This is a genomic window from Shewanella sp. UCD-FRSSP16_17 (assembly GCF_001675935.1).
GTDB lineage: Bacteria > Pseudomonadota > Gammaproteobacteria > Enterobacterales > Shewanellaceae > Shewanella > Shewanella japonica.
On record NZ_LZFV01000035.1, the window covers coordinates 727,207 to 752,150 of the forward strand.

The 24,944-nt window shown below is 41.4% G+C and carries 26 protein-coding genes; 9 read left to right on the forward strand and 17 right to left on the reverse strand.

The genetic code is table 11. The features are described from left to right. The first annotated feature begins 98 nt into the window (after positions 1-98). From A9267_RS16820 to A9267_RS16855, 8 genes are all read left to right on the forward strand, one after another. Positions 99-1,817: a pepsin-like aspartic protease gene (locus tag A9267_RS16820; RefSeq protein WP_065110006.1), complete on the forward strand. Its 1,719-nt coding sequence runs from the start codon at positions 99-101 to the stop codon at positions 1,815-1,817. Then, the gene (locus A9267_RS16825) at positions 1,798-2,325 is read left to right on the forward strand and encodes a GNAT family N-acetyltransferase (RefSeq protein WP_156669187.1); all 528 of its coding nucleotides are present in this window, start codon (positions 1,798-1,800) and stop codon (positions 2,323-2,325) included. The genes A9267_RS16820 and A9267_RS16825 overlap by 20 nt, the downstream gene beginning before the upstream one ends. 102 nt (positions 2,326-2,427) lie before the next feature. Then, positions 2,428-3,228 carry an SAM-dependent methyltransferase gene (locus A9267_RS16830; RefSeq protein ID WP_156669188.1) on the forward strand — a complete coding sequence of 267 codons (801 nt, stop codon included), beginning with the start codon at positions 2,428-2,430 and terminating at the stop codon, positions 3,226-3,228. 86 nt (positions 3,229-3,314) lie between these two features. Continuing rightward, the gene (locus A9267_RS16835; protein ID WP_065110008.1) at positions 3,315-3,596 is read left to right on the forward strand and encodes a hypothetical protein; all 282 of its coding nucleotides are present in this window, start codon (positions 3,315-3,317) and stop codon (positions 3,594-3,596) included. 12 nt (positions 3,597-3,608) lie between these two features. Next, positions 3,609-5,390, forward strand: coding sequence for a tetratricopeptide repeat-containing diguanylate cyclase (locus A9267_RS16840; protein ID WP_065110009.1), 1,782 nt, complete (start codon positions 3,609-3,611; stop codon positions 5,388-5,390). 190 nt (positions 5,391-5,580) lie between these two features. Further along, positions 5,581-5,937 carry a DNA polymerase III subunit psi gene (locus tag A9267_RS16845; RefSeq protein WP_065110010.1) on the forward strand — a complete coding sequence of 119 codons (357 nt, stop codon included), beginning with the start codon at positions 5,581-5,583 and terminating at the stop codon, positions 5,935-5,937. A gap of 70 nt (positions 5,938-6,007) precedes the next feature. Further along, a complete protein-coding gene (gene rimI, locus A9267_RS16850) occupies positions 6,008-6,508 on the forward strand; it encodes a ribosomal protein S18-alanine N-acetyltransferase (RefSeq protein ID WP_065110011.1) in 501 nt (166 codons plus the stop codon). Positions 6,509-6,643: 135 nt separating this feature from the next. Further along, complete coding sequence (locus A9267_RS16855) at positions 6,644-6,862, forward strand: DUF6500 family protein (protein WP_065110078.1); 219 nt, start codon at positions 6,644-6,646, stop codon at positions 6,860-6,862. Positions 6,863-6,979: 117 nt separating this feature from the next. On the opposite strand, the gene lipA is transcribed toward A9267_RS16855, so the two are convergent. The 14 genes from lipA to leuS all read right to left on the reverse strand — a co-directional run bounded on the left by lipA (position 6,980) and on the right by leuS (position 21,311). Next, positions 6,980-7,945, reverse strand: a complete 966-nt coding sequence (gene lipA / locus A9267_RS16860) for a lipoyl synthase (RefSeq protein ID WP_065110012.1) — start codon at positions 7,943-7,945, stop codon at positions 6,980-6,982. A gap of 1 nt (position 7,946) precedes the next feature. Next, positions 7,947-8,597, reverse strand: a complete 651-nt coding sequence (gene lipB, locus A9267_RS16865) for a lipoyl(octanoyl) transferase LipB (RefSeq protein ID WP_065110013.1) — start codon at positions 8,595-8,597, stop codon at positions 7,947-7,949. A gap of 93 nt (positions 8,598-8,690) precedes the next feature. After that, positions 8,691-8,957 (reverse strand): DUF493 family protein YbeD, encoded by a 267-nt coding sequence (gene ybeD, locus A9267_RS16870; RefSeq protein ID WP_055025773.1) that lies wholly within the window; start codon positions 8,955-8,957, stop codon positions 8,691-8,693. A 157-nt stretch (positions 8,958-9,114) separates the two neighbouring features. Continuing rightward, a complete protein-coding gene (locus tag A9267_RS16875; protein ID WP_080917405.1) occupies positions 9,115-10,290 on the reverse strand; it encodes a serine hydrolase in 1,176 nt (391 codons plus the stop codon). A 224-nt stretch (positions 10,291-10,514) separates the two neighbouring features. Continuing rightward, positions 10,515-11,327, reverse strand: a complete 813-nt coding sequence (locus A9267_RS16880) for a septal ring lytic transglycosylase RlpA family protein (RefSeq protein WP_197495555.1) — start codon at positions 11,325-11,327, stop codon at positions 10,515-10,517. Beyond that, a complete protein-coding gene (gene mltB / locus A9267_RS16885) occupies positions 11,317-12,354 on the reverse strand; it encodes a lytic murein transglycosylase B (RefSeq protein WP_065110015.1) in 1,038 nt (345 codons plus the stop codon). Before mltB ends, A9267_RS16880 begins: the two co-directional genes overlap by 11 nt. Positions 12,355-12,443: 89 nt before the next feature. Next, positions 12,444-13,556: a rod shape-determining protein RodA gene (gene rodA, locus A9267_RS16890; protein ID WP_055025769.1), complete on the reverse strand. Its 1,113-nt coding sequence runs from the start codon at positions 13,554-13,556 to the stop codon at positions 12,444-12,446. Further along, positions 13,553-15,409 (reverse strand): penicillin-binding protein 2, encoded by a 1,857-nt coding sequence (gene mrdA, locus A9267_RS16895; RefSeq protein WP_065110016.1) that lies wholly within the window; start codon positions 15,407-15,409, stop codon positions 13,553-13,555. The genes rodA and mrdA overlap by 4 nt, the downstream gene beginning before the upstream one ends. 95 nt (positions 15,410-15,504) lie before the next feature. Next, positions 15,505-15,975 (reverse strand): 23S rRNA (pseudouridine(1915)-N(3))-methyltransferase RlmH, encoded by a 471-nt coding sequence (rlmH, locus tag A9267_RS16900; RefSeq protein WP_055025767.1) that lies wholly within the window; start codon positions 15,973-15,975, stop codon positions 15,505-15,507. Next, positions 15,975-16,304, reverse strand: a complete 330-nt coding sequence (gene rsfS, locus A9267_RS16905) for a ribosome silencing factor (RefSeq protein WP_055025766.1) — start codon at positions 16,302-16,304, stop codon at positions 15,975-15,977. The genes rlmH and rsfS overlap by 1 nt, the downstream gene beginning before the upstream one ends. A gap of 88 nt (positions 16,305-16,392) precedes the next feature. Then, a complete protein-coding gene (nadD, locus tag A9267_RS16910) occupies positions 16,393-17,046 on the reverse strand; it encodes a nicotinate-nucleotide adenylyltransferase (protein WP_065110017.1) in 654 nt (217 codons plus the stop codon). After that, complete coding sequence (gene holA / locus A9267_RS16915; RefSeq protein ID WP_065110018.1) at positions 17,043-18,074, reverse strand: DNA polymerase III subunit delta; 1,032 nt, start codon at positions 18,072-18,074, stop codon at positions 17,043-17,045. Before holA ends, nadD begins: the two co-directional genes overlap by 4 nt. Then, positions 18,074-18,568, reverse strand: a complete 495-nt coding sequence (locus tag A9267_RS16920) for an LPS-assembly lipoprotein LptE (protein ID WP_055025763.1) — start codon at positions 18,566-18,568, stop codon at positions 18,074-18,076. The genes holA and A9267_RS16920 overlap by 1 nt, the downstream gene beginning before the upstream one ends. Before the next feature lie 163 nt (positions 18,569-18,731). Further along, positions 18,732-21,311, reverse strand: coding sequence for a leucine--tRNA ligase (leuS, locus tag A9267_RS16925; RefSeq protein ID WP_065110019.1), 2,580 nt, complete (start codon positions 21,309-21,311; stop codon positions 18,732-18,734). A 120-nt stretch (positions 21,312-21,431) separates the two neighbouring features. On the opposite strand from leuS, the gene A9267_RS16930 reads away from it, so the two are divergent. Then, on the forward strand, positions 21,432-21,932 hold the full coding sequence (locus tag A9267_RS16930; protein WP_055025761.1) for a zinc ribbon-containing protein: 501 nt from the start codon (positions 21,432-21,434) through the stop codon (positions 21,930-21,932). 44 nt (positions 21,933-21,976) lie between these two features. Here A9267_RS16930 and A9267_RS16935 read toward each other — a convergent pair whose 3' ends face one another. From A9267_RS16935 to corC, 3 genes are read right to left on the reverse strand one after another with little or no spacing between them, the layout of a single operon-like run. Further along, positions 21,977-22,471 (reverse strand): prepilin-type N-terminal cleavage/methylation domain-containing protein, encoded by a 495-nt coding sequence (locus A9267_RS16935; RefSeq protein ID WP_065110020.1) that lies wholly within the window; start codon positions 22,469-22,471, stop codon positions 21,977-21,979. Next, positions 22,468-23,997 (reverse strand): apolipoprotein N-acyltransferase, encoded by a 1,530-nt coding sequence (gene lnt, locus A9267_RS16940; protein WP_065110079.1) that lies wholly within the window; start codon positions 23,995-23,997, stop codon positions 22,468-22,470. The genes A9267_RS16935 and lnt overlap by 4 nt, the downstream gene beginning before the upstream one ends. A gap of 46 nt (positions 23,998-24,043) precedes the next feature. Continuing rightward, the gene (gene corC / locus A9267_RS16945; protein ID WP_055025759.1) at positions 24,044-24,922 is read right to left on the reverse strand and encodes a CNNM family magnesium/cobalt transport protein CorC; all 879 of its coding nucleotides are present in this window, start codon (positions 24,920-24,922) and stop codon (positions 24,044-24,046) included. Positions 24,923-24,944 lie beyond the last annotated feature (22 nt).

Below are 24,944 nucleotides of genomic sequence, written 5' to 3' on the forward strand. Positions count from 1 at the left end.
AGGCTCTTTATTAGATAATCTCTGTAAATTACCGAAAATCAGTAAAATACAAGCGATAGCATATTGAATAGTATCAATAGCAAGGAAGCAACACCTGCATGAGCAAGCAAGAACACAGCGATACTGAGACTTTAGATGAAGCAACAGTTGCACTAGAACAAGCAATAAACCAACAAGCAGCGCAACAAGCCTCTAATGATGATCACCATCAACACCTACTAGGCCATTGCCATCATCATAATCAAATGCAGCAACATTTAGATGATCAAGCTAATCCTGAAAATGTTGATGATTATTGCTCTGAAAAAACATCTACAGCCAAGGTCACAGCCCAATCAATACAGCCTAGAACCGTAAAATTACCCCTAGTCAATGTGTATGCCAAAGGTGGTTACTGCGTACAAATGCGCCTTGGCAGTGAAGGTAGCCCTGCTAATTTAATCGTTGATACCGGTAGCAGCACTTTAGTCGTTAAAAAACAGGTGTATCAACCACATCAAGATGAATACTTAGAATCTAGTACCTTTGCACAGCAGGTCATTTATGGCGCTGGTGGCTGGGATGGCCCTTTAGTGCATACTAAGGTGAGTGTGAGTGAAGATGGTCTCAAGCACGACCCATTAGCTCAAGATTCTTTGGATGAAAATACCTCAACCCACGTCCCACATTTAAACTTAGCGCATCAGCCTTTATCACTTAATGATTGTCCTGTCGCGATTGTACCTTCATTACAGCAACAAAAAACGTTCGCCGATGCAGACGGTATTTTAGGGCTGGCGTATTATGGGCTTAATAAAAGCTATGATTTAACAGCCTACATTGAAAAACATAAAATTAAACCCGCCTCGACCTTTCCATGGCCTTTTTCAGAGCCAAATTCTGTGTGCCCAGCCCATTGCGAGCATGATGAAAAGAGCTGTGATGAAGCAGACGAGTCAGAGCGTTTTAGTGGCGAGGATTTAAAGCGTTTCAGAAAATTCTTGAAAAAACAGCCACAGCAGACCGTCGTACCCTATTTTACTCGCCTTAACAAAAATGGCTTAACGCACAATAAATTTGGCTTTTATTCAAAACGCTCGAGCATCCATATTGCTAAAGATGATTATACCCAAGAGCAAATTGCAGCTGACCCACTTAACAAAGGCTGGTTGATTCTAGGCGGTGGCAAAGAGCATACCGAGTTGTATCAGGGAAAGTTCAAAACCATCGATGTCATTCATAATCGTTATTACAACGTCAAACTGTATTCAATGCGAGTGGGTGAACAAGCAGAAGTAGAGGCTCCAGCATTACAAAGTCAGTATGTCGCATCCCATAAAAGTAATGCCATTATCGATACAGGCGTATCAGGTATTTTACTGACAGACTTGTTATACAAAGCCATGATGACTGGATTTAACAATGTTTCTAGTGACTTTGTAACGTTAGTCGAGCCATTCAAAGATATCAGTTTTCAAGAGCAAGGGATTGATATGGCCGAGCTATTTAAAGGCCGATATATGACAGGCCATCATCCTGATGATTTAAGCCACTGGCCGACACTGCATTTTACATTTGACGGTGAAATCACCAACGAATGCCCTGATTCAGAAAATGAAGTTATCGATAAAGCGATTACTATCAGTTGTAAACCAGAACATTATTGGCAACTCAACTCGCCAAGCCCAGGTAAAGCGTGTTTTAAAATATTGAGCCAGCTACCAAGGTGGCCAAATCAATGCTTATTGGGCACGCCATTATTGAATGATTATTATGTGATTTTTGACCGTTCAGCCCATGAAACGGGAGTGATTCGATTTGCAGAGCAAAGAGATTAGTGTAGAAAATACTATGCATAGTTTTGAGACTGAAAGGTTAATTATAAGGTTGCTTGAGCAAGGAGACAGAGGTTTCTTTGTAAGCTTATATACAGACCCCAAAATTATGCGTCATATTGGAGAGCCTTTTTCGGATAAAAAAGCGCATTCATCTTTTAAAACTGCAATTAAGTTAAATACTGAAACTCCTATCAAGCAGTTACTTTGGGGGATTATCGACAAATCTTCGAAAGAAATTTGTGGGATTCAAAATTTGTCATTGCACTATGAAGACAAAAGGGTAGCAGAAGCAGGCTTAATACTTGCTCGAAAAGCTCAAGGCAGATTTTATCCAGAGGAAGCATTAGTTGGTATGGTTAATTATGGTTTCACCCAGCTTGGTTTGAGTTCTATATATGCTTATTCCTCAGTCAGGAATAGAGCTAGTAAGCGAGTAGTAACTAAAGCAGGCTTTCATCAGTTTGATGAAACTGAAAGTAAAATTAGTTTTAAAATAGAATCGGAATGATTGATATAAATCGAACGTTGGGTGAAGCAATTTCATTACAAGTTGATAACTGTTATCTTACAGTTGATTTGATGTTTTTCATTAAAAAATAAGAGTAAGTTGATGACGGGTAGTTTAACTTGTGTGGGTTTAGGTATGACATTAGGGGCGCATATTTGTCCTATTAGTAAAAGTTACATTGAAAATGCGGATGTAGTATTTTCAGCTGCTTCCCATGGTATTACAGAATTGTGGGTGCAAGAAATGCACTCAGATGTGCGTAGTTTACAAGAGTACTACGAAGAGGGTAAGTCGCGCCAAATAACCTACAACGAAATGGTTGATGCGATGATGACTGAAGTGAGGGCGGGTAAAAAAGTGGTTGGGGCTTTTTATGGTCACCCAGGAGTATTTGCCCAAGCGCCCCATAAGTCAATTGCTATGGCGAAAGCTGAAGGCTTTGCTGCAAAGATGATCCCGGGCATTTCAGCTGAAGATTGCTTAATCGCAGATTTAGGTATTGATCCTGGACGCTTTGGTTGCCAGCAATTTGAAGCAAGCCAGTTTATGTTTTATAAACGCCAATATGATCCCTCTTGTTATTTGATTTTATGGCAAATAGGACTGGCTGGAGATCGCTCGTTGGCAAGGTTTTCAACGGGTGCAGCGCATCGACAAGTTTTGGTTGAGTTACTGGCAGAAAAATATCCATTAGATCATCAAGTAATTTTATACGAGGCTGCTGTACTTCCAATAGATAACATTCGTATTGAAACTTTGTCACTTTCTGAGTTGGTCACTGCTGAGATTCATATGCACACCACCTTAGTGATTCCGCCGAGTGAAAAAATGCAGCCAAATGAAAAACTTGTAGCACGTTTGGCTGAAATTGAGCAAAATTTAACGCGACAAGATATCGCGTAATTAAATAGTGTATTAGCATAATAACTTTTGCTGCATTATAAAAAAAATGCCTATTTATCGGCAACTTAAAATTTCAAGGAGATATAATGTCAAGTGTAATCGATTTATTAGAATGTTTAGGGCAAGATGCAAATTTATCCACGGCAGATCAGTTTAATGAAGCAATAAACAAAGCTGATTTAACTCCTGAGTTGAAAAGTTCGCTTTTAAAGAGAGATGTAATTTTATTAACGAAACAATTGAACATTAGTGCTGAGTTAGTTTGTGGTTTATTGCCTGCTGATGAAGAGGAAGGAGAGGAAGGAGAGGAAGAAGGAGAGACTGAATCACCTTCTGAAAACAAATCGTATAATGAAGAAATAGCTTAAGAAGTGAAGCCAATGATTAAGTTGCTGTCGACGATTATTTTAATATGTTTATCAATCAACTACTCATTAGCTGATAATGCTGATTTCGAGCTTCAAAACTCAGATATCGATTATTTATTGAGTGAAGCAGATAAAATTAGAAGTCAACATCCTCAGCAATTTAATCAGTTTTTAGACAGAATAAAGACTAATGAAACTCGCTTATCAGCTGTTCAGAATGACTATTACCAATATCTATTGGCTTATCAATATGGATATAAAGGTGACTTTTATCAAGCTCAAGCTATATGGGAAAAAATTAGTGAAACAAGTCTATCTACAGAGCTTAAGTTTAGAGCAAATTTATCTCTGATTAATATCTTTGCATACACTAAACAGTGGAGTGAAGGTTTAACGTATTTAGAAAGTAACTTACAGAATCTTCATTTAATAACTAATCCTGAAATAAGCCAGTTAGGTATATCTGCAGCCGCAATTTTCTATAACCAATTAGGTCAATATGAGTTGGCATTGAAGTATGCTAATCAACTTAACCTTTTAGATATTGATGGCAGAAATTCTTGTATTGTAAAACAACAAATTATTGAATCTAAGTTCCATTTGAAAACCTTAAATATAAACTCTGAAGAAATCAAAAATGCTCTTAATTTATGCTTAATTAATAATGAAATTGTTTGGTTTAATTTAACTAATACTTTTATTGCGAAACTTCATTTACAGGAAGGAATGTACCAAAAGGCTATAGACCTGATTTTAGAAAATTTAGAGGAAATTAAAAAAACAAATTATATCCCTATACTTTCTCAATTTTACTCACTACTTTCAAAAGGTTATCTTGCTACGGGGGAAGTTGAGTCGGCTAAGTTTTATGGTAATGAAAGCGTATCAATCAGCAGTGGTATTCTAAATTCAGAGCCCTCGATGATAGCTTATGAAGTGTTATATCAAGTTGCTGTTCTTGAAAAAGATTTTGAAACAGCTTTAATTTATTACATCAAATTTGCAGAAGCTGAAAAGTCCTACTTTGACGATCTAAAAACCAAATATCTCGCTTTCCAACTTGCCCAGCACAAAGCGGTTGAGCAAAAAGTCCAAATTGAATTACTCAATAAACAGAACAAGCTTTTACAAGCTAGCCAGCGCCTTGCTGAAAGTGAAACTGAAAATAATCGCTTGTTTATGGCCTTATTGATCATGGTTATAAGCTTATTAAGTTTAGCCTCGATTCGTGCAAAACAAACCCAGAAACGTTTAAAGCGTTTAGCGCAATATGATTCGCTGACTCAGATATTCAACCGTGGTCATTTTACCTCTGCTGCGCAAGAGGCAATTACGGCCTGTCAAAAGAATCAAGATACAATCAGCTGTATTCTATTTGATTTAGATAACTTTAAAGGTATTAACGATAAACATGGTCATGGTTGCGGTGACTGGGTGCTTAAACATGTTGCTAGTACTTGTGATGACTTAAAGCGTAAGCAAGATATATTTGCGCGCATAGGCGGCGAAGAGTTTTGTGTTGTTTTATCAAACTGTAATGCTGAAATGGCAATGAATATTGCCGAAGATTACCGTAAAGCGATAGCAGCATTAGACAGCTCGCCAAGCGGGTATGAGTTCCCAATTAGTGCAAGTTTTGGCGTTACAGATAGCCAGCAGTCTGATTACAGCCTAGAGGCGTTAACCAGCAATGCTGATAGTGCCATGTACCTTGCCAAGCATACTGGCCGTAACCGAGTTTGTAATTATGCTGATGTTGAGTCCGCAAAAGATGCTGACGGTGTGATGATATAAGGGGTTATCATTATAAGTTGGCAGAAATTTAAAACTAATCATTGTTTATAGATAAAGCGATTGTGCTGAAAAGCATTAATCGCTTTATTTTTTGGTTAACAAATTGATTAATGAACTGCTATTCTAGTCACTTATCAAGTTGTTTCGTTACCTCAACCTTTATGTCGCCTTTCGCTTAGGGAGTACTCTTTTGGAAAAATCAGCTTATTTAGATGCAATGGGGGTAACTCGTTGGCGCAGTGCTGATGCGAAAGGAAAACCATATTTAATCATTTATGACAGCGACGCTGATAATAATGGGGCTGATATTAGCCAGCACCCGTTAGTTACAGAGGTGCTATCTTTATTGAATATCGCACTTGCTGATTGTGATTTTGATACCGAAATGGTCAAGGGAATGCAGGTTGTCTGGGATATGCGTAAGTTAAAAGTGCGTCCCCGAGTGGCTTGGTTAGTGTCGTCCCCTTTAGATGAACTGCAGCAAGGGCATCAAGCCAAACGTGAACTGTGGCAGCAGATTTACCAACATTTATCAAAAGCAGCTTAGGTTTTAGCGGTTTTTAATACCTAAAGTAAGTCATTCTATTCTCACCATTACCATATGAATCCAACATCTTATGCCTGATAACTCATCGCGACCTGAACATCAAAAAATACCTTCTTCTTTAACGGTAACAATCCGTCTACTGGAGGTTGAGAACGCTCCTGAGATGTTTAATATTGAACAACAGGCTCACAGTCACCCTTGGAGCCTTGCAAACTTAGCAGACTGTTTTGGGCGTTTATATCGCGTTTATGGCGCTTATGATGGGCAGATATTAGTTGGTTTTGCCATAGTGCAGCAAATAGTTGATGAATTAACTTTGCTGGATATTTGTATTGCGCCAACCTATCAAGGATTAGGGTTAGGTAAGCAATTACTTAACCATCTTACGGTTGATGCCAGGCAGTATGACGCGGTAGTTGTGATGCTAGAAGTTCGGCAATCAAATCAAGCTGCGATCGGCTTGTACCATAAATTAGGGTTCAGTGAATCTGGTAGGCGTAAGGGCTATTATCCGTGTGAAACTGGCCGAGAGGATGCCATATTAATGGATTACTCGATTGAAGCTGTCTGATATGACCTATCATGTTAGGTTGATTTAACTAAACATTATTGACGTCATTATATAAGAGTAAGAAGTCGCTAGGCTTTTTGAAACACGCAACGGCGATGGCTGTAAGCATTAACTGAGTATGAGAATTAAGTGGATATGAGAGCATCACTAAGAGCCAAAATCATTGAAGTGTGTGATAAAAAAATTGCAGTGAAAGGGGATAATGTTGGCGTGTCATTTTATGCGTTTTTTGCTAATAAAAATGATGATCCTGAGTTGTTGATGGAAGCCGCAACTTGGTGGATTCAAACACATAAGCTCGACCATTTTGTTAAAGCCAAGGTAATCAAAACCATGGTTCAACAAGGGCGATAAAATCAGTTAATACGATATTTTCGAGGACGATTATCGATTGTGAGTAAAATTGATTATGGCTCATAAAAAAACGGCGCTTTAGCGCCGTTTTTGTTAAATGAAGTTCTTTACACCTGCTTACTTAACTTCTTTACCTTGAGCTTGTAAGTCTGCATGGTAGCTTGAGCGTACTAACGGACCACAGGCTGCATGAGTAAAACCAAGTTCGTCTGCTAACTCTTTTAATGCATCAAACTCTGCTGGCGGTACGTAGCGCTCAACAGGTAAATGGAACTTAGAAGGCTGTAAATATTGACCTAAAGTTAGCATTTCAACGTCATGAGCACGTAAGTCGCGCAGCACTTGTGCAATCTCTTCGTTAGTTTCACCGAGTCCCATCATTAAACCTGATTTAGTCGGTACATCAGGATGACGTTCTTTAAAGCGTTTAAGTAAGTCTAATGACCACTGGTAATTCGCCCCTGGACGCGCTTTACGGTAATGCTTTGGCGCTGTTTCTAAGTTGTGGTTAAACACATCAGGTGGCTCAGTGGCAATGATGTCTAATGCTGCATCAATACGACCACGGAAATCAGGCACTAAAATCTCGATTTTGATATGCGGATTTAAAATACGGATTTCACGGATACAATCAGCAAAGTGCTGTGCGCCGCCATCACGCAAATCATCACGGTCAACAGAGGTAATAACCACATACTTAAGCTTCATATCCTTGATGGTTTGCGCTAACTTTTTAGGCTCTTCAGCATCAGGTTTTAGCGGACGCCCATGGGCAACGTCACAGAAAGGGCAGCGACGAGTACAAATGGCACCTAAGATCATGAATGTAGCTGTACCATGGTTAAAACATTCAGCAAGGTTTGGGCATGATGCCTCTTCACAGACTGAATGTAAGCCATTTTTACGCAGTGCTGATTTAATTTCAGTAATACGTTGGTTCGATGCTGGTAGCTTCACGCGTAACCAATTAGGTTTGCGCAACATGGTTTCTTTTTCAGAAGGAACCACTTTTACTGGAATACGTGCGACTTTTTCGGCATCACGCAGTTTTACACCAGGTTGTAATCTTTCAGGCCTATTCATATTATTCTGCTAATCCTTGATGATGTACAAGTTCTTGGTAGCCCAATACTTTGCTTAATGTTTGAATCAGTTTTTCGCCAGCTTCAGTTACGGTTTGAGGGCCGCCTAATGCTTTGCATTGCACCATTTCAAGCCCTGCATAACCACACGGGTTGATGCGTTGAAACGGCGCTAAATCCATATCGACATTGAGGGCAAGGCCATGAAAAGAGCAGCCTTTACGAATTCTAAGCCCTAAAGAAGCCACTTTGCGTTCGTCAACGTAAACACCTGGAGCATCAGCTTTAGCGTATGCATTAACATCATACATAGCCAACATATCGACAATGCTTTGTTCGATGTTATTGACCAGTTGTCGTACGCCTAGTTTACTGCGCTTGATGTCGATAAGAGGGTATACAACCAGTTGGCCTGGACCGTGATAAGTCACTTGGCCGCCGCGGTCGACTTGTATGACGGGAATGTCACCAGGGTTGAGAATGTGCTCGCTTTTGCCTGCTTGGCCTTGGGTGAATACGGGCGAGTGTTCAACAATCCATAATTCGTCATTGCTGTCGCTATCACGATTATCGGTATAGGCTTGCATTGCATGCCACACTGATTCGTAATCTTGGCGTCCAAGATGTCTGATATGTAACGCTTGAGTTTGCAAGGGCAACCTCTCCCCTCAAAAAAGATGGCTTATTATACGCACCTAACACTAAAAAGACATTAAAGTGTTAGGTTGATCACGTTTTAAACGCAATTAAAGTACGCGGTTAACGCCTTCAATTGCTGCAAGATCTGTATAAACTTTTTCGATGTGCTCTTTGCTTGTTACAGTAATACGAATAGAAATAGCGTAGTACGTACCTTTGCTTGACGATTTTACTGTTGGGGCGTAATCGCCTGGAGCAAGCTGTTGTGCAACGGCAACAACACGATCGGCTAGCGTATCATCTGCTGCGCCAATGACTTTGAATGGGCAAGAATTCGGGAATTCCATTAATTCGCCAAAGTTTGTATCTATCATGTGTGTGCTCTCTGCGGTTGTGATTTGTGCTTTGTGTTCTATATGGGGTAATTATACTGTAATACAAGGCTAATGCGGTTAAATAAAGCGGTAAAAAATAAAGTCACCCTAAGGTGACTTTATTTATATGAAGCGAGGTTATGGTTTTTAGCTAGGTTTAGCCAAACCAACCTTCAAACATTTGCTTGAAGTAATCCATAAGTTTACTAAACCAGCTGCCTTCGTTCACTTCATTAAGAGTAACAAGTGGGAACTCAGCAATATCTTTTCCGTTAAGCTGGAAGAAGATACGGCCAACCGTCTCACCTTTAGCTAAAGGCGCAGATAAAGGCTTAGTTAGCTCGAAGTTAGCTTGTAAGTTTTTAGCTTGGCCACGATTAATGGTAATTGGGGTGTCAGTGACCACACCTAAATCTACCGTTTCACGATCGCCATACCAGATTTTTTGAGTTACAAAGGTGTCACCCGCTTTATAAGGGGTAATCGTTTCAAAGAAACGGAAACCATAATTAAGTAACTTTTTGCTTTCCGCTTTACGAGCTGACTCACTGCCTGTACCCATCACAACAGTGATTAAACGCATGCCGTCATTGGTTGCAGAAGAGACTAGGTTATATCCAGCGCCAGAAGTGTGGCCTGTTTTAATACCATCAACATTTAAGCTGTTGTCCCATAGCAAGCCATTACGGTTGTACTGTTTAATACCGTTAAAGGTAAATGACTTTTCAGAGTAAACACGGTATTCATCTGGTACATCACGAATTAATGCAGCACCTAATAATGCCATGTCGTATGCAGTTGTTTTGTGGTTGTCAGAATCAAGACCGTGTGAGTTTTCAAAGTAACTTTGGGTCATACCTAGCTGTTTTGACCAAGAGTTCATTAAGTCGACAAAGCCGTCTTCTGTTCCGGCAATATGCTCAGCCATGGCGACACAAGCATCGTTACCCGATTGAATAATAATGCCTCGGTTTAGGTCTTCAACAGTGACTTTTTTACCTACTTCGATAAACATTTTCGACGAATCTGGGAAGTTTTTAGACCATGCTTTTTTACTGATGGTCACTTCGTCATCCAGCGAAATGTTGCCAACTTTAACTTCATGACCAATAACGTAGCTGGTCATCATTTTGGTTAAGCTAGCAGGGTTAAGTGACTCATAGGCATTATTTTCAGCAATAATGCGGCCAGAGTTGTAATCCATTAATACGTAAGCTTTAGCGGCTACCGTTGGCGCATTTGGCATAACCATAGGTGCGTTGGCTGCTTGAGAAGAAAAAGATACAGCGGAAAGCAGCAGCAAAGATTTAAGCGGTGTGTTTACAATTTTCATCATTGAGTTTGCACATCTCTGGTTAGTCATGAAAGAAGTCGAGTCGTTAATCAATATTTAATGATATTACAGCGAGTTAAACATAAAGTAGCTAACTACTTCAGTTGATTTACACACTAAAACGACACAATTAAAATAATTATATCATTAGTCGACCATAAATTGGCATTTAGGTTCATTAACAAGGGTTAATTTACAGTCGGTAATGACAGGTTATTATCGATTTATTTTTTTGTCGGTGTTCTCAGGTAACTTTGTGGGTAACCGTCTTGTTTTATCTGGGTTAATAACTTATTGGCTAGGTAGGTTTGCGCTATCGGTCCTAGCAGTAAGCGGTAAAAGCCATTTGCACTTTCTACTATTGCAGGCACCTTGTATTTGCGCTCAAACTCTTTGGCTAATACGTTAATTCTTATTTGGTCTTTTGAGGCCACAACTTGAATGATATGTACGCTGTCATCTTTTAGCTCATCTAGGGCCATAGATTCAGGTGACTCAATATGAATGGTTTCAATACTTACTTTGGCAGTACCACTACCCAGCATGTCGAGTTTATAGGCCGCAGCATATGACAAGTCAATAATACGCCCTTCGTGAAATGGGCCGCGATCATTGACTCGAACGATAACCTGTTTGTTATTGGCTTCATTGGTCACTTTAACATAGCTAGGTAAAGGCAAAGTCTTGTGCGCCGCAGACATTGAGTACATGTCATAGGTTTCGCCATTTGAGGTTAAATGACCATGAAACTTAGAGCCGTACCAAGAGGCGTAACCACTTTGTCTGAAGTCTTTTGCTGTCGGTAGTACAGTATATGACTTACCACGCACGGTATACGTTCGCTTATTGCCTTGTCGACTGTAGGGCTCATATTTGGGATGGGCATCTTCAACTTTACTGACATCTGGGGCACTTTTCGGAGCCCGATCATTTTTCATTTGATAACGATCATCTTGGCTTGAACCAGAGCTTGAACACGCGCTGAGCAAAGCACATAAACTCACGATGACAAGGCTTAAACGAGTGTTATTTTGCATGATAAGCTGCTTCTAACTGTTGGCTAAACTGGTAAACGGCCATAGCATAAAGCGGGCTACGATTATAACGAGTGATGACGTAAAAATTATTTAAACCTAACCAATACTCGTTCATCTCAGGTTGTTCAAGCTTAATTAATAATGCAGCTTGTGATGCATCGATGTCTTTAGATTCTGCCAGACTTAAACTTGGCGCTAAAATGTCTGCAACGGTTTGTGTTGGCTTACCCTTAACCCAAACACTTGCAGCAGGCGCAGTGTCACTGGTGTGGTTTAATTTGAGTGTAACAGGAGCACCTTTTTTCCATCCGTGTTGATGAAAGTAGTTAGCAACACTGCCAATGGCGTCTTCTTTACTATTGAGTAAATCTCGACGTCCATCGCCACTGAAGTCAACCGAGTAATGGCGATAACTTGAAGGAATAAATTGACCATAACCCATGGCGCCAGCGTAAGAGCCTTTTAGATTATCGTTATCTAATTGTTCTTCTTTGATCAGTGACATCAAGTTGCCAAACTCACTGCGGAAAAAGGTCGCTCTTGGCGGGTAATAAAATCCTAAGGTATATAAAGCATCTTGAACCTTATAGTTACCCATGTAACCGCCGTAGAAAGTTTCAATACCAATAATGGCCACGATAATTTGTGGGTCGACTTGAAATTTTTCAGCTGCCTTTTGAATGGTCTCAGCATTTTCTTGCCAAAATGCGAGGCCTTTTTCTAATCGCTTATCAGTTAAGAAAATGGGGTAATATTGATGCCAAGGTTTGGCTTCCCAAGGTTTTGAAATGGCATCTAATACAGCTTGATTGTGGTTAGCACTGGAAAGAAATTGCTGCACTTCTTGTTCAGTAAACCCTTTACTGACTTGGGTGGCGATAAATTCTTGTTTTAGGGCGAGGACTTCTGCGCTATCGGTCATTTTAGCGCTATCAGTCACTTGCGTATTCACCGTATCTTCAGCTTGAAGGCTGGTGCAGCTCAGTAGCAATGCTAATCCAGCTGCGAGTCTTGTTTTAAAGTGCATTAACAATCCTATTGTTTAATGTTTATTAGCGACTTATTGTAATGCGAGCCGTTGTGTTACGACTCTACGCATAATATACAGCGCAATACTTAACGGTCTATGAATCGTCGATGAGTATGAATACTCATTAAGATGCCAAATCCTATCATCAATGTCATCATCGATGTACCGCCATAGCTGACTAACGGCAGTGGTACGCCCACTACAGGTAAAATGCCGGAAACCATGCCAATATTCACGAAAATATAAACGAAGAAGGTCAGGGTAATACTGCCTGCGAGCAAGCGGGCAAAACTGGTTTGTGCTCGTGAGGCGATAACAAGGCCTCGGCCAATGATATACAAGTACAAGCCTAATAAAATTAAACTACCAATCAAACCAAACTCTTCGCCTATCACGGCAAAAATGAAATCAGTGTGGCGCTCAGGTAAGAATTCTAATTGTGATTGTGAGCCCTGTAGCCAGCCTTTACCCCATAGACCACCAGAACCAATGGCAATTTTGGATTGGATAATATGATAGCCAGCACCTAGAGGGTCACGTTCAGGATCGAATAGGGTCATCACACGTGTGCGTTGATAATCGTGCATTAAAAAGAACCACAGTATTGGCAGAAGCGCCAAAATTGCTGCGACACAACTGCCGACAATAACCCAGCTCATGCCTGATAAAAACAGGACAAATACACCTGATGCGGCAACAAGAATCGACGTTCCTAAATCCGGTTGTTTGGCAATTAATAAGGTTGGGATTAACAGTATGACTAAACCGCCCGCTAAGTGGCGCTTTTTAGGCGGCAATGGAAACTTACTGATATACCAAGCCATCGTAATTGGGAAGGCTAATTTGATGAGTTCAGAGGGCTGAAACTCCATAAAACCGAGGTTTAACCAACGTTGTGCGCCTTTATTGATGGTGCCAAAAAAGTGCACTCCCAAGAGCAGTATTATGCCTGCAACGTAGATGGGCAGAGCCCACCGCCTGAGGATTTCAGGGTTAATTTGTGCAAATACAAACATTACGCCTAGCGACAGTGTTAAGCGAACTAACTGACGCTCCATCATGGCAGCATCTTCGCCACTGGCTGAATAAATCACAAATAAGCCAAATAGCATTAATGCTAATAGGCCCAGTAATAGTGGCAAATCTATGTGAAGTTTTTGCCAGATATTTTTTTTATGTGGGTGGTGAGAAGCATTCATTCTTCTACCTTCCATTCGTCACGTAACATATATTCATCCAATAGAGCACGGGCAACTGGCCCTGCATTAACACCACCCCAGCCAGCATTTTCAAGTACAACTGCTAAGACTATTTTCGGGTTTTCATAAGGGGCATAGGCAATGATTAATGCGTTATCTCGTAAATGCTCTGCAACGGTTTCAGAATCGTATTTGGCATCTTGTGCGACACTGAATACTTGCGCCGTACCGGTTTTCATTGCTGCGGTATAAGTAGCATCGGTAAAGCGAGATTTGTAAGCTGTGCGGCGCATTGCTTCATTGATGATTTCCCAGTTGTTGTCATTATCGAGCACAATTGGGGCTTGCTCATCTATCGGTGTATCAATTTTTGATGTTTCATCTTTAAATGATTTTAACAAATGAGGTGTGAAGCGCTGTCCATGATTGGCTAATATGGTGGCAGCATTCGTTAACTGTAATGGCGTGGTTGTCCAGTAGCCTTGGCCAATTCCCACCGAAATAGTGTCACCAATATACCAAGGTTGGTTATAGCGCATGCGCTTCCAATCTTTTGAAGGCATGATGCCGTTGGCCTCTTCGTAAATATCGATGCCAGTGGATTCGCCAAAACCAAATTGGGACATAAACTGGGCAATTTTATCGACACCGACTTTATAGGCGAGATCATAGAAAAACGTGTCGCAGGAATCCATGATTGAACTATACACATCTACCCAACCGTGACCCCAACGTTTCCAATCTCGGTACTTACGCTCAACATTCGGAATTTGCCAAAAGCCAGGATCCCAAATACGGGTTTTCTCGGTAATGGTTTTTTCTTCTAGCCCAAGCAGTGCGACATGGGGTTTAATCGTCGATGCAGGTGAATATTGACCTTGTGTTGCACGGTTAATCAAAGGCCTAGATTTATCATTAAGTAATGCGCTATAGGCTTTAGAACTAATGCCATGTACGAATAAATTAGGGTCGTAAGTTGGGCTAGAAACCATGGCAAGAACACCACCATCTTGCGGGTCAATAGCGACAACAGAGCCACGGCGACCATCGAGTAACTCCATGGCTTTTTGCTGCAGTTTTAAATCTAATGTTAAGTAGATATCTTGACCCGGTGTCGGCGGGGTGACTTTTAAGGTACGGATCACTCGGCCACGGTTATTCACTTCTTCTTCCAAGTGGCCTGGTTTACCTAATAATAAGCTTTCGTAGAATTTTTCGATGCCTTGTTTGCCAATGTCATTGGTTGCGGCATAGTTTTTCCATTGTCCTGAGCTTTCAAGTGAAGCACGGTCACGAGCATTAATTTTTCCAACATAACCCAATACATGGGTCATTAAGCCTTCATATGGGTAATGACGTTTAAGGCCTGCCTCTACTCTAAAGCCAGGAAATTGGTGTTGGTTAACACTAAATGTGGCAACTTGTTCTTCAGTGAGACGGGATTTAATTGTAAGTGGCTTAAAGCGACGATGATAACGCAATCTTTCAGTGATGCTTTCTCGTTCATCTGGGGTGAGTGCAATGATCTCATTGAGTTTATCCAGCGACTCAGTTATTCCTTGCGCTTTTTCTGGGATCAGTTCTAACGTATAAAAAGGTTGGTTTTCAGCCAGTAACTGTCCGTGTCTGTCATAAATAAGACCACGACTAGGTGCAACAGGCACCACACGAATACGGTTATCATTGGAGCGTGTTTCGTAATCTTGGAAAGAGACAACCTGCAATTGGTATAGATTAGATAGCAGGATACTGATTAGGACAAATACGCACAGGAAGGTAAACAAAGCACGACGTTTGAATAGCGACGCCTCGGCAGCGTGGTCGTGCATGGCAATGCGCTTTTTTGGCGACACTTAAGCTATCTCCGATAGGGGTAAGGCAGAAAAAATTCAGAATAGCTATATTAGCTGAATTAACTTCACTTTTACCAGCGCTTTACCAATTAGGTTTATTCTCTGTGGTAGGGGTGGTTGTTATTTATGCTCCATGCTCGATAAAGGCTTTCTGCCACCAAAACTCGAACTAATGGATGGGGTAAAGTCAGTGCAGATAAACACCAACTTTGGCTTGCTGCTGCTTTACAGTCAGGAGCAAGACCTTCAGGACCGCCAATCAATAAGCTGACATCGCGGCCATCAAGTTGCCATTTACTGAGTTGCTGAGCAAGTTGGGGCGTTTCCCAATTCTTGCCTGGCAAATCTAGGCTTACAATGTGATTGCCTTTGGGCACTGCTGCTAGCATAAGTTCGCCTTCTTTTTGAAGAATGCGTGCTATATCAGCATTTTTACCGCGCTTTCCTGCGGGGATTTCAATCAGTTCTAACGCCATATCGCGAGGAAAGCGACGTTGGTACTCTTCAAATCCGCGGGTGACCCAATCTGGCATCTTAGTGCCAACAGCAATCAGTTGTAACTTCATTATGCGTCGCTATCAGTCCATAGTTTTTCTAGGTCGTAGAATTCGCGTGTTGCTTGCTGCATCACGTGTAAAATTACGCCACCTAAATCAACCAGTACCCATTCGCTGCTATCACGACCTTCAACACCTAATGGTTGCATGCCTGCAGTTTTAGCTTCGACGATCATATTCTCTGCGATTGCACGAACATGTGTTTTTGATGTACCAGAACAAATTACCATAAAATCAGTAATGTGCGATTGGTTTGCCACGTCTAATACCACAACGTCTTTGGCTTTTAGGTCATCGATCTTATCGACAACAAAATCTTTTAATTCCGTGCTCTGCACGTCACTTACCTCGATCTGTTAAAACAACGGGGCATTATACGCAAAATACCCCTGTTAGCGCAATTGAACTGGCGTGCAAATGAACAGCTTAATTAGCTTGATACAGACTATGTTGGCAAATGTATTGCTGAATGACCTCAGGGAGTAATGCATTTAGCTGTGCATTATTTGAGTCTTGGCGTTCTTCGAGCGTTAAATTGCTCAGCAATTGGCGTATTTGTGTCGAGGAGATATCTTGTGGCTGTACTTCGATAGGGTAGATTTTTCCTGTCAATGCACTGGTACTGACGAGTTGGTTATCTGCTAATATGCTTGCCATTGGATGTTCAGCTGTTAACTGCCAGCCTGGACGCTGACACACGACGATATGACATAAGTCGAATAATGATTGCCAGTGATACCAAGTGGGTAATTGGATAAACGAGTCGGTTCCCATAATGAAGTAAAACTGATGCTGGGGATATTGCTGTTTAAGTAATGCTAATGTTGCTACCGAATATGATGGCGTGTCACGATTAATTTCAATATCACAAAGTGCAAACTCATCATATAGCTCACAGACAGCTTGAGTCATTGCAAGACGATGTTGACTGTTGACTGTCGTTGATTGTTTGTGGGGCGGTATATGATTTGGCATTAACCAAATTTTATCGAGATTTAGCTGATGCAAGACTTCCAATGCGGGCTTGATGTGACCTAAATGAATTGGGTCAAAAGTGCCGCCTAGTAATCCTATTTTCATGTCTGTAGCTCAATATGGGCAAGGCGGCGATGTGCATTTGGATCAAATAGCAGACATAAATGGCTCATAGCGGTCCAATCTTCAATACCGTGTTGTTTGAGATTCATTTCCATTCTTGAAGCAAAGGCAAGCATGTGTTCGATTTGGCTTAGGGTTAAGCGCGTTAATGCTGCTTGATAAAGCGGTTTGCGTTTATCCCATATTCGGTGCTGCTGCCAAAGACTATTAAGCTGTGCGCCTTCTTCGACCGCCGTTTTTAAACTAAGCAGTACATTAAGTTCTTTAAACAGTGCCCACATTAAAATTGGCATGGCGGTGCCTTCACCATTTAATTGCACCAGCATGTGCTGTGCGTGCTTTTGATGGTTACCTAATAGGGCATCCGTAAGCTGAAATACGGTAAAGCGAGATTGATCTTCAAAATAATCAGTTAAATGATCACTATGAATCGGTTGTTCCGGACTGAGTAATTGCAGTAGCTGTAGTGCTTGCTCTGCTGCTAATAAGTTACCTTCAAACAAATTAAACAGCATGGCTTTGGCATCCATTTGCACTTGCAAATGATAATGATGGATTCGGTTATCTAGCCAGCGCTGAAATTGCTTCCCTTCTGGGGTAGTACAAGGTAAATAAATGCCGGATGCATCGAGGGTCTTAAACCATTTACTTTTAGTTTCAGCGGACAGCTTTGGTCCGTGAATAAGTAAAATAATGTCTGGATTAGGGCTTTGCATCATTGAAATTAATGCAGCAGAGCCTTCTGTGCCGGGTTTAGCTTGTGGCAGGGTTAATTCAATGATCCGTCGACTGGCAAATAAACTCATGGATTGCCACTCCTGAATCAAATCATTCCAGCTGAAACCTGTTTCTTGAGTTAAGTGAACACGTTCATCAAAGCCATGCTTTTTCGCTGCAGCTAAAATCTGTCCTTTGCAATTTTCGATGAGCCATGGGTCATCGCCAAATAACAGGTAGCAACCTTGCGGATTTTTTAAATGCTGGCTTATTTGATCTGGGTAAACCCGCATCAATTCACCTCGATTGAGGCCAACGTTTGAATAATGTTGTCAGCTGCTTGAATACGCATTTCTTTGACCAACATATCCATCTCGCGACTTTTAGCGAGAGCTGTACGAGGATCGTCTTGGTAATCGCGACGTACTTCAGCATGGAAAATTTGTGGTTCAGATTGTGGCAAAGTGACGGAATAATTCACTAAATAAATCAATTCGTATTCGGCAACGTTACCTGTTGGGTATAACGATAATGTCGCTCGCTCTAATGAGTCGTTAATTAACCTTAGTGTTGGCGTTGTATCTGATGCAGGTACTGTTGAGACTGCATGAATACGTAATCTGTCGCTTACCAGTCTTGATAGCTCACTGTATTGATCGCTGGTGCTTAAATGTAATTCTTCAAGCTCAGCTGGAATAGAATAACTGCGTTGTAATTTAAAGCCGCAACCTGCAGTGGTTAAGATAACCAGTGCGATTATTGCCAAGCTAATGCGTTGTATTAGCATCACTGTTATTGGCATCCTTTTAAACGTTGGAGTGGATATTTTGCTAAAGCAAAGTTGAATAATAGATTACAGGGAAATAAGTAAGGTTGCTAATCAATAGCAACCTTACTGTCAGAAAATGCATTATTTCACTGTAGTGAACAGCGTTAATTGTTGAAAATGATTATTTTGCAACAATGTTCAGCAGTTTACCTGGTACGTAAATCACTTTACGCACGGTGACACCGTCAGTGAACTTTTGTACGTTTTCATCCGCTAAGCCTAATGCTTCAACTTCTTCTTTTGATGCATCTGCAGCAACGGTGATTTTAGCGCGCAGTTTACCATTCACTTGAACGATAATAAGTTTGCTGTCTTCAACCAGTGCTGACTCATCAACGGTTGGCCATAAGCTATCTTCAATATCAGTTTGGTTACCTAATGCAGTCCATAAGCTAAAGCTTGTATGTGGAATGATAGGGTAAAGCAAACGCGTTACTGCAGTTAATGCTTCTTGCATAAGTGCACGGTCTTGCTCGTTAGCAGACGGTGCTTTTTGCAATTTGTTCATTAGCTCCATGATAGCGGCAATAGCTGTGTTGAACATTTGACGACGCTCGATGTCATCACTGACTTTGGCGATGGTCTTATGCAATTCACGACGAAGTGCTTTTTGATTGTTATCAAGCGCTTTAGGGTCAAGAGCAACAACGTCACCTTGAGCAACATGATCGTGTGCCGTTTTCCATAAACGCTTAATAAAGCGATGTGCACCTTCAACACTTGATTCTTGCCACTCAAGAGTTAGCTCAGGTGGTGCAGCAAACATCATGAATAAACGTACGGTATCAGCACCGTATTTATCAACCATTTCTTGTGGGTCAATACCGTTATTCTTAGACTTCGACATTTTGCTCATACCGGTGTAAACCAGTTCATGACCTTCTTTGTCGACAGCCTTAACTACACGGCCTTTGTCGTCAGTTTCTTGAACTGTTACATCAGCTGGAGAAACCCAAACTCGAGCGCCTTTCTCATTGGTGTAGTAGTAAGCATCAGCAAGTACCATACCTTGAGTCAATAGACGTTTTGCTGGCTCGTTCGAATCTACTAATCCGATATCGCGAAGTAATTTGTGGAAGAAACGGAAGTAAAGTAAGTGCATACACGCATGTTCGATACCACCAATGTATTGATCCACTGGTAACCAGTAGTTCGCTTTAGCAGGGTCAAGCATTTGATCGGCATGCGGGCTACAGTAACGTGCGTAGTACCAAGATGACTCCATAAAGGTATCGAAGGTATCTGTTTCACGCAGTGCGCTCTGGCCGTTAACTTCAGTCTTAGCCCACTCTTTGTCTGCTTTAATTGGGCTTTGAATACCATCCATTACCACATCTTCAGGTAAGACAACGGGTAGTTGCTCTTCTGGCGTTGGCATGACAGTACCGTCTTCAAGGGTCACCATTGGAATTGGTGCGCCCCAGTAGCGTTGACGAGAAACACCCCAGTCACGTAGACGGAAGTTGACTTGACGCTTACCTTTACCTTCTGCGGCAAGTTTTGCATCAATCGCATCAAAAGCGGCTTGGAATTCAAGACCGTCGAACTCAGCTGAATTAAATAGTACGCCTTTTTCAGTGAAGGCTTCTTCACTAATATCTAGCTCACCATCAACTGGCTTAATTACAGCTTCAATGGTTAAACCATACTTTTTAGCAAATTCGTAATCACGTTGATCATGAGCAGGAACAGACATAACAGCGCCTGTACCATAGTTCATTAATACAAAGTTTCCGACCCAAATTGGGACTTCTTTACCCGTTAATGGGTGAATGGCATTAAGACCCGTTGCAACGCCTTTTTTCTCCATAGCAGCCATAGCAGCTTCAGTGGTATCAACGTTTTTACATTCTTCAATGAATGCAGCTAACTCTGGGTTATTCAGCGCGGCTTTTTCTGCTAGCGGGTGACCGCTTGCAATCGCAACATACGTCACACCCATAACGGTATCAGGACGTGTTGTGTAGATATCGAACGTCTCGTCACTGTTAGCAACATTAAAGGTCATTTCGATACCTTCACTGCGGCCAATCCAGTTACGCTGCATCGACTTAACCTGTTCAGGCCATTCGTCTAGCTGATCAATATCATTTAATAGCTCTTCAGCGTAATCGGTAATTTTGATGAACCACTGAGGGATTTCTTTTTGAACCACTTCAGTGTCACAGCGCCAGCAGCAGCCGTCTTGTACTTGTTCATTGGCGAGTACGGTTTCATCGTTTGGACACCAGTTTACTGACGCAGTCTTTTTATAGACTAAGCCTTTTTCGTATAGCTTGGTGAAGAACCATTGCTCCCACTGGTAGTACTCAGGAGTACAAGTCGCAATTTCACGACTCCAATCATAACCAAAACCTAATAGTTTAAGCTGGTTTTTCATGTAGTCGATATTTTCGTATGTCCACGGTGCTGGGGCAGTCTTGTTGTTGATTGCCGCATTTTCAGCAGGTAGGCCGAATGAGTCCCAACCGATAGGTTGTAATACATTTTTACCTTGCAAACGTTGGTAACGAGCAACAACATCACCTATGGTGTAGTTACGGACGTGTCCCATGTGAAGTCGACCAGATGGATAAGGGAACATTGAGAGACAGTAAAATTTCTCTTTGTTTTCATCTTCTGTAACTTCGAAGGTTTTTTTGTCTTCCCAGTGCTTTTGCACTAGGGCTTCAATTTCTGAGGGATTATATTGCTCTTGCATCAATCTATTCCGGCCTATGCCGCCCATTGTTTGATCTAACGCTAAAAAGCGCGAGTGAGATCTGCATAGAATAAACTAGAAGTGATGCATTAAAAAGGTTCAGATGAAGGAGTATTTTTTATGAGTGGAAGAAGTTCAGCGTTATTAGGGCTTTATCAGACGCTTTTTGAGCAAGTGAAACAGCGCTATGAAGAAGATAACTCATTGACTGCAAAGAGCCTTTTTGCATCAGTAACCCAGTGTAAAGATTATTTGCAATTGAAGTCAGAAGCTCAAGCAGAGGAACTCGCTTTAGTAGAAGAATTTTTAAAGCGTGACATCGCAAGCTATGTAAAAGAGGAAAATGCTGAAAATCTCAGTTTTAGTCCTACGGTTATCACTTTAGAAAACACCCTTTGGCATTGGCTAGGTGAAATTACGGATAGAAGCCAAGTTGAATGGCATGAGATTGCCCAAGACTTCAAACACAAGGGCTTTTATATGTCGGGTGAGGTGATTAACCAAGGAAAGGTCATTTGTACTGAATGTAACCATGAAATGAGCATTGAGTTTCCAAGCTTAATTCCTGACTGCCCTCAGTGTGATAATGAAATGTTCACCCGAGAATCATTAGCACCTTAATGTTTTAGCTAAGGTTAATTGGCTCAGCTGAGCCAATTAACGGTTTAACACCCAGACACCTCGTTAACATAGCCTGGTGGGCTGGTTGCGTTAGCAGCTTGGCTATAGAGAAAATAACATAGGTCATCTTGGACTTTGCCGTCTTGGTTTAGATCGTAACCGATAAAGGTATTTGCAATACCTTGGTACTCAATCACAAAACCATCATCAAGAATGAGCCATTTTTCGATATCAGTATTGTCTAGGTAACCCCATTTTAGGCGGGTATTAAAGCTGCCATCACCTTCTAAATCAATATCCAATAAATCCGTTCTATTTCCTACTGATTGGGTTGAGAAACTACTCATTTGTGAGCGGGCATAAACAAGATTATTTGCTGTTTTAGCACTGGCATTGAGCTGTGCAAGGCCACTGACTCTAGCTTCTGTAGAGACAGTGATAAATTTAGGTGCTGCCACAATGGCTAAAATAGCCAAAATGATAATGACAACAACGAGCTCAATTAAGGTAAACCCTGTTTGCTTTTGTTTTTGGTTCAATCAGTTTTGCTCTGTTTCCATATCGACACTTGAATAGCGATGCCAACGAGTAATAGTAACCAGCACAATATCAATAATGGGGTCTGACCTAGATGTTTAAACCAAGTTTCACCGTCATATAAAGCGACATCGGCCACTAATACGCCTTCTTTAAATTGTGGTATTTGGTGGGTAATACGCCCGTGGACATCAACCACAGCTGTCACGCCATTATTGGTTGCTCGAACCAGTGGTCTACCAAGCTCAATTGAGCGCATTTGGGCAATTTCCATGTGCTGTAGGGGGCCAATTGAGTCACCAAACCATGCATCATTTGACACTGTAAGCAGTAAATCAGTATCAGCATGAGTATTGGCGCGAAGCTGTTCTGGAAATACGATTTCATAGCAAAGTGCTGGAGCAATTTGATACCCCATAGCGTTAAGATTTTGCTGTTGAAAATTTCCCCTAGCAAATGATGACATGGGCAGATTAAAAAACGGTGCCAATGGTCTTAGTAGACTCTCAAACGGGACGAATTCACCGATAGGCAGTAAGTGGTGTTTTTTGTAATCATTAGTGCCATTGCCTTGATAATCGCCCATAGGTTGAACGGCTTTATTAGCGTTACCTAGGACAATAAGAGAATTATAAAAATCATTCTTTTGCAGACTGATGATGCCAGTAATAATGGCACTGTCATTCATATTGGCGACTTTATCTGTGTTTCTTAAAAAATCACCCACCATTGATTCTGGTGCTGGAACAGCAGCCTCTGGCCATATGACAATATCAGCATCAAAATTTGGACGGCTTAAGTCCATGTATTTTAGCAGTGTAGGCCATAGTGCATCAGGCTCCCATTTCATGCTTTGTGCAATATTACCTTGCACCAAGGCCACTTTTACAGTCTCATTGCGAGGGGTAATGTCCGATATCATTGGTGCTGCGATTGTGGACGCCAATAACACTGCAGAAATAATGATGGCACTCATAAAGCGTTTTTTCATGACTAATGCAATAGAGCCACAGAATAGGGCAATGATGTAACTTAACCCAAGTGCGCCAACAATGCTGGCTAACTCAGAAAGCGGCCCTTGGGTTTGGCTGTAGCCAGCCCATAACCACGGGAACCCAGTTAATACCCAGCCTCGCATCCACTCTGTAATAACCCAAAGAGCAGGAAACAAACCTAGATATTGGAAATAACAATGCCAATGCTTAAAGCGAGGGTGTTGGCTAAGCTTGGCGGTGAGGTAGCCTGCCAGTGCGGGATAAAGTGCTAGGTAAAGTGCTAATAATCCCATTAATGTCATCGATACAAATAAGGGTAATCCCCCAAAGGTGTCGATGCTGACATGTACCCAGCTTATACCAAAGGCAAAACAGCCAAAGCCGAAACTTAACCAGTGAAAGAAGTTTTCTTTTGGGGTTAATTTACGGCTTTGCCAGAGGACAAATAACATCGCCGCTGGATAGAAGGCCCAAATGGAGTAGGGCGCAAAAGCGAGTGTGGTTGAAGCACCCGCAATAAAAGCGGTCATCATCTTAACTAAAGATGATGCAGAGATATTATTTTTTTTAAACACAGTGTTAGTCGTCGTTGTCTTCTTGAAGTTTAGGATCAGGTAACTTCACACTAAGCTGAATGAGTCGTCGAGTATCAGCGTTAGTGACTTTAAATTCAATGCCTTCGATTAACACGCTTTCATTACGCTCTGGCAAATGACCAAAGGCATGAGACACTAAACCACCGACAGTATCGAACTCTTCGTCGCTGAATTGGGTACCACAAGCTTCATTGAATTCATCAATTGGCGTGCGGGCTTTAATCATAAACGCTGTGTTACTGATCTTCTTGATTTCCGTATCTTCCACTGAGCTATGGTCAAATTCGTCTTCAATTTCGCCGACGATTTCTTCCAAGATATCTTCAATGGTGACTAGACCGGATACGCCACCGTACTCATCAACCACAATGGCCATATGATAACGTTGGGAGCGGAATTCTTTTAGCAGCACATCGACTCGTTTACTTTCTGGGACAACTACAGCAGGTCGAATGACTTGGTGTAATGAGAAAGGTTGGTCAGATTGCTTAAAACCATATTTGAGTAGATCTTTTGCTAACAAAATACCTTCAATATGATCTTTATCTTCGTTGACTACGGGAAAACGAGAGTGTGCTGATTCGATGACTGTTTCAAGTAACTCTTCAACAGTACTATCGATTTGTAATGTGACTATTTGGCTTCGAGGGATCATAATATCGCGAACGCGAAGACCCGATACTTCTAAAACACCATTCATCATTTCGCGAGTATCTTCGGTAATGAGATCACGCTCTTCAGCGCCTGCAATCACATCAACAAGATCTTCACGATTTTGAGGTTCGCCCTGAAACAACTGACCTATTTTGTCAATCCAGTTTTTTTTACGGGCGCTGGTACTCGGTGGGATGTCGTCACTCATAATATTTTACTAAATCGCTGGA